Source organism: Streptomyces sp. NPDC043746, assembly GCF_056436485.1.
The window spans coordinates 216,580-229,783 of record NZ_JBWKCM010000007.1; the positions used below are offsets into that span (position 1 = coordinate 216,580).

Sequence of the window (13,204 nt, forward strand, 5' to 3'; positions counted from 1 at the left end):
CCGTCCTGGGGGCCTCCAAACCCCGGGTGTGAAACCCTCCCAGAGCCACCGGGGGTGCGGCGCCGGACGGGGTGGTGCGGTGAGCGCCGCGCGCTCGGCACTGCGCGAAGGCCATGCGCTCAGCGCTGCTCGATGCCGCGTGAACGCCGCGCGTTCGCGGTCACCGGAGTGACCGGCGGCCTCAGACGTTGACGCCGAAGTCCTGCGCGATGCCGCGCAGACCCGACGCGTAGCCCTGGCCGATGGCGCGGAACTTCCACTCGGCACCGTTGCGGTACAGCTCGCCGAAGACCATGGCGGTCTCCGTGGAGGCGTCCTCGCTCAGGTCGTAGCGGGCCAGCTCGGTGTTGTCGGCCTGGTTCACCACGCGGATGTACGCGTTGCGGACCTGGCCGAAGCTCTGCTGACGGCTCTCGGCCTCGTAGATCGAGACCGGGAAGACGATCTTGTCGACGTCGGCCGGGACACCGGCGAGGTTCACCTTGATGACCTCGTCGTCGCCCTCGCCCTCACCGGTGAGGTTGTCGCCGGTGTGCTCGACGGAGCCGTCGGGGCTCTTCAGGTTGTTGAAGAAGACGAAATTGCCGTCCGTCGCGACCTTGCCCTCGGTGTTCGTCAGCAGCGCGCTGGCGTCGAGGTCGAAGTCACCGCCGGTGGTGGTGCGGGCGTCCCAGCCCAGACCGACGATGACCGCGGTCAGGTTGGGCGCGGCCTTGGTCAGCGAGACGTTGCCGCCCTTGCTGAGGCTGACTCCCACGAGTCCTCCAGTAGTTTTCTCAGGGGCCGGCAGACACCAGCGTCCCCGTCGTTCGTTGGCATCGGATCAACGATTGGATCCTAGTGACCGTTCCCGGCCGAACGGGCTTTTGGCCGGGCGCCACCGGAAGATCGCCTCAGAGCGCTTCGAGCGCCCTGATGTAGTCCTTCAGGTCACGCGCGTCCGGCAGCCCGTTGACCACGCTCCAGCGGACGGTGCCGTCCTTGTCGATGATGAAGGTGCCGCGCACCGCGCACCCCTTGTCCTCGTCGAGGACCCCGTAGGCCCGCGAGGCCTCGCCGTGTGGCCAGAAGTCGGAGAGCAGCGGGTATTCGAGGCCCTCCTGCTCGGCGAAGACGCGCAGGGTGTGGATGGAGTCGTTGGAGACGGCGAGCAGCTGGGTGTCGTCGTTCTCGAAGCGGGGCAGCTCGTCGCGGAGCGCGCACAGCTCACCCGTGCAGACGCCGGTGAAGGCGAACGGGTAGAAGAGCAGCACCACGTTCTTCCGACCCCGGAAGTCGGAGAGCCGCACGGTCCGGCCGTGGTTGTCCTTGAGTTCGAAATCCGGGGCCTGGGTGCCGACCTCGATCGCCATGGAACACGCTTCCCTTCGCCGCTTCCCGCTTCTCACGTCCCGCCGCCCGGGCCTGGGAGGCCCGTCCGTCCGGGTGACACCCACCCTACGCACGGCCGTACGGGCGTGGACGAAGGCCCCCGGCGGCGCCTGGGCGCGGCCGGGGGCCCCGGGTGGTCCTGCGAGTCGTTCAGCGCTTGGCCTTGGCCCCCTTGGGGGTGGCCAGACGGCTGCCCGTCCAGTCCTTGCCCGCGCTGATGCTCTTGGTCTGGGCGAGACCGGCCGTCTGGGCAGCCTCATTGATGTCGCTCGGCTCGACGTATCCGTCACGGCCGGTCTTCGGCGTCATCAGCCAGACCGTACCGCCGTCCTCGAGCAGACCGATGGCATCCACCAGCGCGTCCGTAAGGTCGCCGTCCTCGTCGCGGAACCAGAGCAGCACGACGTCAGCGACGTCGTCGTACTCCTCGTCGACGAGTTCCTGGCCGGTAGTGGCCTCAATGCCCTCACGGAGCTCCAGCTCGACGTCGTCGTCGTAGCCGATCTCCTGGACCACCTGTCCGGGCTCGAACCCCAGGCGTGCCGCCGGGTTGGTCCGCTCCTCCGCGTGGTCCGCGGTCGCGCTCACGGGATGCCTCCTGATCATGTCTTCGGAAAATGCTGCTGCCTCGCGCGTGCGCGGGGCGTAGGCCGTAGTCCACACGGGCCCGGCGAATCGCGCAAGTACCCGGCGTGCGAGACCGCCTAAACGGTGACGTTCCCTGCCACGTCACCGCAGGCTCCGGCATGTCTCCTCCGGGGCCTGGACCGGTCCCTCCGGGGCTCCACGAGGTCGCCCCATCCGTTTACGTCCTTCCTCAGCTTATGCCGTTTCGCTCCGCCAATCGGATTCGAACGGCCTTTGGGAACGCTTGGACGGGTTGGGCGTAAGGTTGCGGTTTGCCCGTACCCAGCCGCGTGGCGCCCATACTCGTGCCCTGCCGGAGAATTTTCGCGGCCTCGGGGTTACCCCACGGTAGAGATGACGTTCGGGCCTTCGCGGTAGCACGATGGAGGCGGCGCACACACAGTTGTCCCGGGGGTACGTTTCCCGTAACAGATCCCGCAGAGCACCACCGAACAGCGAAGGAACAGCGTGGCTTCCGGATCCGATCGCAACCCGATCATCATTGGCGGCCTTCCGAGCCAGGTCCCGGATTTTGATCCGGAGGAGACCCAGGAGTGGCTCGACTCCCTCGACGCCGCCGTCGACGAGCGAGGCCGTGAGCGGGCCCGCTATCTGATGCTCCGGCTCATCGAGCGCGCGCGGGAGAAGCGTGTCGCCGTGCCGGAGATGCGCAGCACGGACTACGTGAACACGATCGCCACGAAGGACGAGCCGTTCTTCCCCGGCGACGAGGAGATCGAGCGCAAGGTCCTCAACGCGACCCGCTGGAACGCGGCCGTGATGGTCTCGCGGGCGCAGCGTCCCGGGATCGGTGTCGGCGGCCACATCGCCACCTTCGCCTCCTCCGCCTCGCTGTACGACGTGGGCTTCAACCACTTCTTCCGGGGCAAGGACCACGGCGACGGCGGCGACCAGATCTTCTTCCAGGGGCACGCCTCCCCCGGGATCTACGCCCGCGCGTTCCTGCTGGACCGGCTGAGCGAGGCCCAGCTCGACGCGTTCCGCCAGGAGAAGTCGAAGGCGCCGAACGGGCTGTCCAGCTACCCGCACCCGCGGCTGATGCCGGACTTCTGGGAGTTCCCGACCGTCTCGATGGGCCTCGGCCCGCTCGGCGCGATCTACCAGGCGCGGATGAACCGCTACATGGAGGCGCGCGGGATCGCCGACACCTCCAAGTCGCACGTCTGGGCGTATCTGGGCGACGGCGAGATGGACGAGCCCGAGTCGCTGGGGCAGCTCTCCATCGCCGCCCGTGAGGGCCTGGACAACCTGACCTTCGTCGTCAACTGCAACCTCCAGCGCCTCGACGGCCCGGTGCGCGGCAACGGGAAGATCATCCAGGAGCTGGAGTCGCAGTTCCGGGGCGCCGGATGGAACGTCATCAAGCTGGTCTGGGACCGCTCCTGGGACCCGCTGCTGGCGCAGGACCGCACGGGCATCCTGGTCAACAAGCTGAACACCACGCCGGACGGGCAGTTCCAGACGTACGCCACCGAGACCGGCGCGTACATCCGGGAGCACTTCTTCGGTGACGACCCGCGGCTGCGGGACATGGTCAAGGACATGACCGACCAGCAGATCCTGCACCTGGGGCGCGGCGGCCACGACCACCGCAAGGTGTACGCGGCCTACGCGGCGGCCAAGGCGCACAAGGGCCAGCCCACCGTGATCCTGGCGCAGACGGTCAAGGGCTGGACGCTGGGGCCGAACTTCGAGGGCCGCAACGCGACCCACCAGATGAAGAAGCTCACGGTCGAGGACCTCAAGCGCTTCCGGGACCGGCTGCACATCCCGATCACCGACAAGCAGCTGGACGAGGGCTACCCGCCCTACTACCACCCGGGTCGCGACTCGGAGGAGATCCAGTACATGCACGACCGCCGCAACAGTCTGGGCGGCTACGTGCCGACCCGGGTGGTGCGTGCGAAGCCCCTGCCGCAGCCCGAGGAGAAGACGTACGCGGCTGCGAAGAAGGGTTCGGGTTCGCAGTCGATCGCCACCACCATGGCGTTCGTCCGCATCCTGAAGGACCTCATGCGGGACAAGGAGATCGGCAAGCGTTTCGTGCTGATCGCCCCCGACGAGTACCGCACGTTCGGCATGGACGCGTTCTTCCCGAGCGCGAAGATCTACAACCCGCTGGGCCAGCAGTACGAGGCGGTCGACCGCGATCTGCTGCTCGCGTACAAGGAGTCCCCGACCGGTCAGATGCTGCACGACGGCATCTCCGAGGCGGGCTGTACGGCCTCGCTGATCGCCGCCGGTTCGGCGTACGCGACGCACGGCGAGCCGCTGATCCCGGTGTACGTCTTCTACTCGATGTTCGGGTTCCAGCGCACCGGCGACCAGTTCTGGCAGATGGCCGACCAGCTCTCGCGCGGTTTCGTGCTGGGCGCGACCGCCGGGCGTACGACGCTGACCGGTGAGGGCCTCCAGCACGCGGACGGCCACTCGCAGCTGCTCGCCTCGACCAACCCGGCCTGCGTCTCCTACGACCCGGCCTTCGGGTACGAGATCGCGCACATCATGCAGGACGGGCTCCGCCGGATGTACGGCGAGGCGAACGAGGACGTCTTCTACTACCTCACCGTCTACAACGAGCCGATCCAGCACCCGGCCGAGCCGGAGAACGTGGACGTGGAGGGCATCCTCAAGGGTGTCTACCGGTTCAAGCGGGGCGAGGCGGGCGAGATCCCGGCGCAGATCCTCGCGTCCGGTGTGGCGGTCCCGTGGGCCGTCGAGGCGCAGAAGATCCTCGCCGAGGAGTGGAACGTCAAGGCGGACATCTGGTCGGCCACCTCCTGGAACGAGCTGCGGCGCGAGGCCGTGGATGTCGAGCGGTACAACCTGCTCCACCCGGAGGAGGAGCAGCGCGTTCCGTATGTGACGCGCAAGCTGGACGGGGCCGAGGGGCCGTTCGTGGCGGTCTCGGACTGGATGCGCTCGGTGCCGGACCAGATCGCGCGCTGGGTGCCGGGGACGTACCAGTCGCTGGGCGCCGACGGCTTCGGCTTCGCGGACACGCGGGGCGCGGCGCGCCGGTTCTTCCACATCGACGCCCAGTCGATCGTCCTCGCGGTACTCACGGAGTTGGCGAAGGACGGCAAGATCGACCGGTCGGCCCTGAAGACGGCACTGGACCGCTACGACCTCCTGGATGTGGCCGCGGCCGATCCGGGTGCGGCGGGTGGCGACGCGTAACCGCAGAGCTGCTGTACGCGGCCCGAGGGGCGGTGGCGCGGGTGCGCCGCCGCCCTTCGGCGTGTCCGGGCACCCGCACCCTGTCCGGCCCGACCCGGACGGCAGGCTCTAGTTCTCCCAGATCTTGAACGCGCGTACCTGGTAGGGGGTGCGGGGCACCCAGGTCCCGCCGCCCGGGTACGTCTCGAACTCGCCCGTCTCCCGGCACTCGGCCGACTGGTAGGTGGTGACGGGCCGTCCGGTGCGGTTGGCGAGGGACTGGGCGTCGGCGCCCTTGGGCAGCGGGGTGCAGCTCTCGATGTCGACGGTGGAGAGTTCGTACGTCTGCCGGGCGCCGGCGAAGTCGGGCTTCTTCCAGAGGCAGAGCCTCCCCGCCTCGCAGGTGCCGAGCCTGGTGTCCGGGGCCGGGTGCGTGCTGCGCGCCAGGGAGCGGTCCTGGGCGAACGCCTGTGCCTGCGCCTGCGGGACGAGCGCGGTGAGTGCCGTGACGGCCAGGCCCGCGGCGAGAGCGGTCGTCCGGGAGGTGCGGAGCGTCCGGGAGGTGCGGCTGGGACGGGCGGTGCGAGAGGTGCGGGACATGCCGGTGCGGGGCGTGCGTGCTGTGCCGCTGGTGCGGGAAGTGCGGTCGGTACGGATCGTGCGCATGGTGGATCAACCCCCGTGGTCGTGCGCGCCGCCGGTCGTCGGCGGCTGCGCTGTCCTGACCACCCTGACCAGCGCGGCGGCGGGTGGGGAAGAGCGGACGGGCCACGCCACCCTGATAGGCGACAGCCCCGCCGAAAGGGTTCGGCAGGGCTGTCGCGTGTGCTGTGTTGACGGCGTACGGGGGTGAACCCCCGTACCGGGTGCGCTTCCTAGATGTGGCCCACTCCGGCGCCCGCCTCGGCGTTCTCGCCTCGCTTCGTCAACGTGGCGACACCGGCCGCGATGACGGCGACGACGCCCGCTACGGTGAAGGCCAGCCCCATGCCGGACATGAACGTGTCGTGGATGACCTTGCCGATCGCACCCACGGCCTCCGGCGTCATACCGGGGGCCGCGGAGATCGCCTCGACCGGGACCATGCCGAACTCGGCGGCCCTCTCCAGAGCCGGGTCGGGCGTGCCGGGCAGGCCCGCGTCCGACCAGTTGCCGGCGAAGTCGGAGCTGACCTTGGAGGACATGACCGCGCCGAGCACGGCGGTGCCGAGCGCGCCGCCGACCTGCATGGCGGCCTGCTGGAGGCCACCGGCCACCCCGGACAGCTCCAGTGGCGCGTTGCCGACGATGACCTCGGTGGCGCCGACCATGACCGGGGCGAGGCCGCAGCCGAGCAGGGCGAACCAGAGGGACATGGTGAACGTTCCGGTGGACTCGCTGAGCGTCGTCATGCCGAACATGGCGGTGGCCGTGCAGACCATGCCGCCGACCAGCGGGACGCGGGGGCCGAACCTGGTGATGAGCAGACCGGCGACCGGCGAGGAGACGATCATCATGGCGGTCAGCGGCAACAGGTGCAGCCCGCTGTCGACCGGGCTGAGGCCGTGGACACCCTGAAGGAAGAACGTCACGAAGAACAGGCCGCCCATGAAGGCGAACGCCATCAGCACCATGAGGATGGTGCCGGCCGTCAACGGGATGGAGCGGAACATCGTCAGCGGGACGAGCGGCTCGCGCACCTGCGTCTGCCAGACGCCGAAGGCGAGGAAGAGCACGAGTGCGAGGCCGAGGAAGACCCACGTCCAGACACCGCCCCAGCCCCAGGACTCACCGGCCTTGATGATGCCCCAGATGAGGGAGAACATCGCGCCGGAGAGCAGCAGGATGCCGAAGATGTCGAAGGAGCGCGGCGCGTTGGCGGCGCGGTGGTCCTTGAGGATCACCAGGCCGAAGACGAGCGCGACGATGCCCACCGGCACGTTGATGAAGAAGACCGACTGCCAGCTGACGTGCTCGACGAGCAGACCGCCGACGATGGGGCCGCCCGCGGTGGACGCACCGATGACCATGCCCCAGATACCGATGGCCATGTTCAGCTTCTCGGCGGGGAAGGTGGCCCGCAGCAGGCCGAGCGCGGCGGGCATCAGCAGGGCGCCGAAGAGGCCCTGGAGCACACGGAAGAGGATGACCAGCGCGATCTCGCCGGAGAGGCCGATCGCCGCGGACGAGAGCGCGAAGCCCGCGATGCCGATCAGGAAGGTCTGGCGGTGGCCGAAGCGGTCACCGAGCTTGCCCGCGGTGATCAGCGCGACGGCGAGGGCCAGCAGATAGCCGTTGGTGATCCACTGGACGTCGGCGAGCGTGGCGCCGAGGTCCTTCTGGATCGCGGGGTTCGCGATGGCGACGATCGTGCCGTCGAGCGCGACCATCATCACGCCGATGGCGACGGCGAACAGGGTCAGCCAGGGGTGGCCGCGAAGCCCCTTGGCCGCGGCGGGTACGGGGCCTTTCCCGGGCTCCCGCGGCGCCTTCTCGACGGTGGTCTGACTAGTCATACGCGGAGACTAGTGACAGCCACTGACAGTTGACAAACGCTTTCAGTAGTCAGTAGCTGTCGCGTAGCTCACAGGTAAGCTGACCTGGACAAACAAGCAGAAAGAGGACTCATACGTGACCCACGGGCAGAGCGCCGTGACCCGGCCCGGACTGCGTGAGCGCAAGAAGCAGCGCACCCGTGACGCCCTGCTGCGGGCCGCCCTCGAACTCTTCACCACCCAGGGGTACGAGCGGACCACCGTCGACGAGATCGTCGAGGCGGTCGACGTCTCCCAGCGCACCTTCTTCCGCTACTTCACGAGCAAGGAGGAGGTCACCTTCGCCGTGCAGGAGATCGTGGAGTCCCGCTTCATCGCGGAGCTGCGCCGCCGTCCCGCCCGCGAGGCCCCCTTCGAGGCCATGCGCGGCGCGGTGCTCTGCGCCTGGAACAGCATCGGCGAGGCGATCGAGGAGGTCATCACGGTGGACCTCCATATGCGGACCTACCAGATGATCGAGTCGACCCCCTCGCTGCTCGCCGCCCACATGCGGCGCGGGGTCGCCCTGGAGAACCAGATCGCCCGGCTGATCGCGGAGCGCGAGGGGCTCGATGTGGAGCGGGACCCGCGCCCCCGGGTCGCCGTGGCCGCGTTCTCCGGGGTGATGCGGGTGACCGGGCAGCTGTGGGGCCAGGGCCACGATTCGAGCGTGGAGGCCCTGCGCGACCTCACCGAGGAGTACCTGGACCAACTGGTCCCGGCCCTGGCGGGCGACTGGCGTCGGCCGGAGGGCGACGTGCCGCGACCGGCTGACGTGCGCGCAGCCGGGTGACCGGCCCCGCGGACGAGTGACGTGCACGCGGCCGGGTGATGTGCCTCACCTGGATCACAGTCGTCCGCGCCCGTCTCCTAGGGTGTGGCGCAGTGACTTCCTTCGACTCCTCCCCCACCCTGACCGCCTGGCGCGCGCTGCTCGCCGTGGCCGTCGTGTTCGTGATGCTGGCGACCACGGGCTGGTCCGCCGTACGGGACCGCCACGCCGAGGGGGAGCGGGAACTCGCCCTGGCCTCCTGGGCGCGGGACCGGACCGTGGGCCGTGCGCTGCCGGAGGTCGGGACGCCCGCCCACCGGATGGCCCACTTCTTCGCCACGCTCACCTCGGGGCAGCGGATCGCGCTGGCAGACCGGCACCCCTCGATCGTGGGGAATCTGAACGGCGCCCCGGTCACCCTGCGCTACCACGCCAACCGGCTGGCTCTGAAGCGCGCGGCGGCCGTGGAGCAGCGGCGCACGTACGACGAGGGGCTCACGGCACGCGGCCGCGACGAGGCGGCCCGGCGGATGCACCGCTTCCGGTCGATGCTCGCGAAGGACCGCCAGATCCTGGCCTTCGACCCGTCGGGCCGGGGCCGCGCCGCCGAGGTCTTCGGCGACCTGGACCGGGCCTCGCGGGTCTCCGTCGTCGTTCCGGGCGTCGACACCGAGTTGCTGACCCTGGAGCGGACCCGCCGCGTCAACTCCGCCCCCGTCGGCATGGCGAGGTCCCTGTACGGGGCGGAGCGCGCGGCCGCCCCCGGGACCCGTACCGCCGTCATCGCCTGGGCCGACTACACCGCCCCCGCCGGACTCGGCATGGACGCGATGCTCGGCGGGCTCGCGACGGAGGGTGCCGTGCGGCTGAACGCCCTGGTGGGGGCGTTGCCCGGCACATCCACGGTCGCCCTGTTCTGCCACAGCTACGGCTCCGTGGTGTGCGGTCTCGCCGCAGGCGAGACACCCCACCGGGTGGCCGACATCGCGGTCGCCGGGTCCCCCGGCATGCGGACCGAGAGCGCCGCCGGGCTGGACACCGACGCCCGGATCTGGGCGATGCGGGACCGGGACGACTGGATCGAGGACGTGCCGCACCTGGAGTTCGGGGGGATCGGCCACGGCGCCGACCCGGTCGACCCGGCCTTCGGCGCCCGGCTGGTCTCCGCGGCCGGGGCCTTCGGGCACAGCGGCTACTTCGAACCCGGCACCGAGAGCCTCGGCAACCTCGCCGCCATCGGAGTCGGCGCATATGGATCGGTCCGCTGTGCAAGCGCCGATGGCGCATGCCGCAGTGGTATTTCCGGTGAACGCGAGACCCGACGCGCGTAGAGCGGCATGACGAACCGATTAATGAGGACTTACGCCGAGGGGGGACGTGCGGGCCTGTGCCGCATACGATGAGGCACATGGGTGATGCGCTGGCCGGAATTCATGCCACCTGGGAGTTCGACACCGACTCCGTGCTCATCCGCTTCGAACGGGGTATCCGCACGCCGAAGCTCTTGCAGAGCCTGCGGGAGCGCCGCATCCCGCATGCTGCGCTGTCGTCGGTGACGCTGACCCCGGGCAAGCGGGACACGGTGGTGCTGCGTGCCGTCCCGAGACCAGGTGCCGACCCGCTCCTGGAAGCTGCCGCGGGGCAGCTCAAGGAGGGGTGCGACCCCTACCGCCTGGTGCTTCCGGCCGAGCGGGAGCTGCTCGCGGAGTACTACGCGCAAGAGCTGCGGTCCTGTCTGGGCCCCGCGTCCGACGAGCCCGCCGACCGTTTCCTGGTCGCCGCGCCCGAGGCGCCGATGCAGTTCAAGGCGTACGACGGGCGGGCCGGGTTCGACGGGGAGCGAGTCTCCTTCCGGTGGTTCTGGACGGGGGCCTCCAGCGCGAAGTGGAAGGCCGGGGACCAGACGTACCGGGTGAGCGAACTGGCCGGAATCGAGTGGCGCTCCCCCGAGGCCCTGGACGGCCACCTCCGCTTGCTGCCCCGGGACGGTTCCGAGGTCAGGGCCGCGGCGGACCAGGATCCGGCGGCCGTGCTCTTCGGTCTCGGCTACGGGCCGGTGCACGAGTCGCTGCCCTTCGCCGCCGCCGTACTGGAATCCGTACGCCGGACCGCGAGCGCGCCGGCCGTCCCGGCCCCGGTCCTGGTGAACGCCGGGCGGCGCGATCCGGCGGACATCGCCGAGCGGATACACCACCTCGGGGAGCTGCACCGGGCGGGGCTCGTGACGGACGATGAGTACAGCGCGAAGAAGGCGGAGCTGCTCGCGGAGCTGTGAGGTCCCTACCGGCCTGCGGAACCGCCGACGGAGCGCGGGGTCCCGTGCGGCTCCGTATCCGGGCTCGGGGTCGATCCGGGTCGGGGCCCGGGGTCGGGTCTGGGTCCGGGCTTGAGTCCGGGCCCGGGTCTGGGTTCGGGACCGGGTCTGGGTCCGGGCTTGAGTCCGGGCCCGGGTCTGGGTTCGGGATCGGGTCCGTTCGGTCACGACACCCCGTACCCCGGTATGAGGTGGGCCGGGGCTGGTTCGGGACCCTGGTATGACGTGCCGGTGGCGGTCGTCCTCCTAGGCTGGCCCGGTCATGTCCACTTCCCCCACCGAGCCGCCGCCCGCCGACGGCCTGCTGAGCGCCGCCCGCCGCAATCTGCGCGAGCTGGCCCACGGGCTGTCCCACGCCTCCCATCCCTCCACGCCGTTGCTGGCCGGTGCCCCGAAACTGTGGCAGCGGCTGCTCCCGTACGTCGTCGTCCTCGCGCTGACCGCGACCTTCATCCCGGTCACCATCACGGTCCTGACCTCGCAGTACGGCGTGCCGGGCGCGCTCGCCGGGGCGCTCGGCGTGGCGCAGGCGGCGCCGCTGCTGATGCTGGCCCACCGCCCCCTCCAGGCGTGGTGGATCATCTTCCCCGCCGATGTCCTGGGGGCGCTGGTGCTGCTGGCGCAACCCGCCGGTCGGCACGACAACTGGCCGTGGACCCCGCCGGTGATCGTCGCCTATCTCTTCCTGCTGCTGGCGCTCGGGCTCCGCGAGACACGGCGGACCGTGATCGCCGTCTGGGCGGTGACGGGCGCCGCCGGAGCCGCACTGCATCTGATCGCCCCGGAGCGCGGCAGTGGGAGCGCCCTGCTGCTGACCATCCTCGGCGCGGTGGTGCTGGTGATCGGCGGGGCGGTACGGGAGCGGGGTGTGGCGCAGCGCCGGCTCGCCGAGCAGGAGACGATCAGCGAGGCCGAGCGGGCGCAGCGCACACTGCTGGAGGAGCGGACCCGGATCGCGCGCGAGCTGCACGACGTGGTCGCCCACCACATGTCGGTGATCACCGTGCAGGCGGACTCCGCCCCGTATCGGATCGACGGGCTGCCGAAGGCCGCCGAGGAGGAGTTCGCGGCGATCGCGGCGGCAGCGCGGGAGTCGCTCGGCGAGATGCGGCGACTGCTGTCGGTGCTGCGGAGCGACGGTACGGAGGGGGACCGGGCTCCGCAGCCGGGCCTGGACCGGCTCCAGCAGCTGGTGGAGGCGACGGTGCGGGCGGGGCTGCCCGTGGAACTGTCGCTCTCCAAGGAGTTGGGCGAGGTGTCGTCGGCCGTCGACCTGTCGGCGTACCGGATCGTGCAGGAGGCGCTGGCCAACGTGGTGCGGCACGCGCCGGGGGCCCACACCCGGGTCCTCGTCGCGAGGGACATCGACCACCTCGTCGTACTCGTCGTCAACGGGCGCGCCGCCAGTCGCAGTTCACCGCTGGAGACGAGCGGGACCGGGCACGGCCTGGTCGGGATGCGGGAGCGCGTACGGTTGACCGGCGGCACGCTGGACGTCGGCCCGCTGCCGGACGGCGGGTTCCGGGTCGCGGCCCGGATACCGCTGCCCCCGGCCGCTCCACCGGCCGCGACCCCGCCCGCTCCACCCCCTTCGGAGGATCTGTGACCATCCGCGTGATCATCGTCGACGACCAGGCCATGGTGCGGGCCGGGTTCGCGGCGCTGCTGTCCGCGCAGAGCGACATCGATGTGGTGGGCGAGGCGGCGGACGGCCGGCGGGGCGTGGAGGTCAGCCGTCACCAGCACCCGGACGTGGTCCTGATGGACGTCCGGATGCCGGAGATGGACGGACTGGCCGCCGCACGCGAGCTGTTGAGCCCTCCGGTGGGTGTGGTGCACCGCCCGAAGGTGCTGATGCTGACCACGTTCGACGTGGACGACTATGTGTACGAGGCCCTTCGCGCGGGTGCCTCCGGGTTCCTGCTGAAGGACGCCCCGCCGACCGATCTGATCGCGGCGGTACGGGTGGTGGCAGCGGGCGACGCCCTGCTGGCGCCCTCCGTGACCCGGCGCCTGATCGCGGACTTCGCGGCACAGCGGCCTTCGGCGGTGACGCGCGGCAAGCAGGCGCTGCGGCTCAACGGGCTGACGCCGCGCGAGAGAGAGGTGCTGGAGCTGATCGCCCGGGGCCTGTCGAACCAGGAGATCGCGGAGCGGCTGGTGCTGGCCGAGCAGACCGTGAAGACGCACATCGGCCGTGTGCTGGCCAAGCTGGACCTGCGGGACCGGGCGCAGGCGGTGATCTTCGCGTACGAGTCGGGGCTGGTGACTCCGGGCGACGCGCGGGCGTAGCCCCGGGCCGGCAACGCGCGGGCGTAGCTCCGGGCCGGTAGGGGACGCCCGAGCATGGGTTCCGGTCCGGGATCCACTGTCCGGGATCCACTGTCCGGGATCCACTCCACCCCCTACCCCGGTAGCACCCTGGAG

Annotated in this window: 11 protein-coding genes; 6 read left to right on the top strand and 5 right to left on the bottom strand. The window is 70.5% G+C overall.

From position 1 onward, the window contains the following. Positions 1-181: 181 nt before the first annotated feature. The 3 genes from AC0682_RS10885 to AC0682_RS10895 all read right to left on the bottom strand — a co-directional run bounded on the left by AC0682_RS10885 (position 182) and on the right by AC0682_RS10895 (position 1,959). The gene (locus tag AC0682_RS10885; RefSeq protein ID WP_028415393.1) at positions 182-757 is read right to left on the bottom strand and encodes a TerD family protein; all 576 of its coding nucleotides are present in this window, start codon (positions 755-757) and stop codon (positions 182-184) included. Between the two features lie 136 nt (positions 758-893). After that, positions 894-1,352 (bottom strand): peroxiredoxin, encoded by a 459-nt coding sequence (locus AC0682_RS10890; protein WP_254812636.1) that lies wholly within the window; start codon positions 1,350-1,352, stop codon positions 894-896. 169 nt (positions 1,353-1,521) lie between these two features. Continuing rightward, positions 1,522-1,959, bottom strand: a complete 438-nt coding sequence (locus AC0682_RS10895) for a DUF3052 domain-containing protein (RefSeq protein WP_018486931.1) — start codon at positions 1,957-1,959, stop codon at positions 1,522-1,524. Positions 1,960-2,466: 507 nt separating this feature from the next. On the opposite strand from AC0682_RS10895, the gene aceE reads away from it, so the two are divergent. After that, positions 2,467-5,199, top strand: a complete 2,733-nt coding sequence (gene aceE / locus AC0682_RS10900) for a pyruvate dehydrogenase (acetyl-transferring), homodimeric type (protein WP_478532254.1) — start codon at positions 2,467-2,469, stop codon at positions 5,197-5,199. 108 nt (positions 5,200-5,307) lie between these two features. Here aceE and AC0682_RS10905 read toward each other — a convergent pair whose 3' ends face one another. Continuing rightward, positions 5,308-5,778 carry a peptidase inhibitor family I36 protein gene (locus tag AC0682_RS10905; RefSeq protein ID WP_478532328.1) on the bottom strand — a complete coding sequence of 157 codons (471 nt, stop codon included), beginning with the start codon at positions 5,776-5,778 and terminating at the stop codon, positions 5,308-5,310. A 275-nt stretch (positions 5,779-6,053) separates the two neighbouring features. Next, positions 6,054-7,673 carry an MFS transporter gene (locus AC0682_RS10910; RefSeq protein ID WP_478532256.1) on the bottom strand — a complete coding sequence of 540 codons (1,620 nt, stop codon included), beginning with the start codon at positions 7,671-7,673 and terminating at the stop codon, positions 6,054-6,056. 115 nt (positions 7,674-7,788) lie between these two features. Between AC0682_RS10910 and AC0682_RS10915 the strand changes: the two genes are divergently transcribed. From AC0682_RS10915 to AC0682_RS10935, 5 genes are all read left to right on the top strand, one after another. Next, complete coding sequence (locus AC0682_RS10915; protein ID WP_478532258.1) at positions 7,789-8,484, top strand: TetR family transcriptional regulator; 696 nt, start codon at positions 7,789-7,791, stop codon at positions 8,482-8,484. Between the two features lie 92 nt (positions 8,485-8,576). Beyond that, entirely contained in the window at positions 8,577-9,794 is a 1,218-nt protein-coding gene (locus AC0682_RS10920) for an alpha/beta hydrolase (RefSeq protein ID WP_478532259.1), read from the top strand. Between the two features lie 77 nt (positions 9,795-9,871). Further along, positions 9,872-10,738: a DUF4429 domain-containing protein gene (locus tag AC0682_RS10925; protein WP_478532260.1), complete on the top strand. Its 867-nt coding sequence runs from the start codon at positions 9,872-9,874 to the stop codon at positions 10,736-10,738. Between the two features lie 301 nt (positions 10,739-11,039). Beyond that, a complete protein-coding gene (locus AC0682_RS10930; protein ID WP_478532261.1) occupies positions 11,040-12,383 on the top strand; it encodes a sensor histidine kinase in 1,344 nt (447 codons plus the stop codon). Further along, the gene (locus AC0682_RS10935; RefSeq protein WP_478532263.1) at positions 12,380-13,069 is read left to right on the top strand and encodes a response regulator; all 690 of its coding nucleotides are present in this window, start codon (positions 12,380-12,382) and stop codon (positions 13,067-13,069) included. The genes AC0682_RS10930 and AC0682_RS10935 overlap by 4 nt, the downstream gene beginning before the upstream one ends. The last annotated feature ends 135 nt before the right edge of the window (positions 13,070-13,204 follow it).

What these genes read in the sequence shown, in the direction of transcription:
- AC0682_RS10925 (WP_478532260.1), top strand. Translation starts at nt 9,872, where the DNA reads ATGGGTGATGCGCTGGCCGGAATTCATGCCACCTGGGAGTTCGACACC.
- AC0682_RS10890 (WP_254812636.1), bottom strand. Translation starts at nt 1,352, where the DNA reads ATGGCGATCGAGGTCGGCACCCAGGCCCCGGATTTCGAACTCAAGGAC.
- AC0682_RS10910 (WP_478532256.1), bottom strand. Translation starts at nt 7,673, where the DNA reads ATGACTAGTCAGACCACCGTCGAGAAGGCGCCGCGGGAGCCCGGGAAA.
- AC0682_RS10905 (WP_478532328.1), bottom strand. Translation starts at nt 5,778, where the DNA reads ATGTCCCGCACCTCTCGCACCGCCCGTCCCAGCCGCACCTCCCGGACG.
- AC0682_RS10930 (WP_478532261.1), top strand. Translation starts at nt 11,040, where the DNA reads ATGTCCACTTCCCCCACCGAGCCGCCGCCCGCCGACGGCCTGCTGAGC.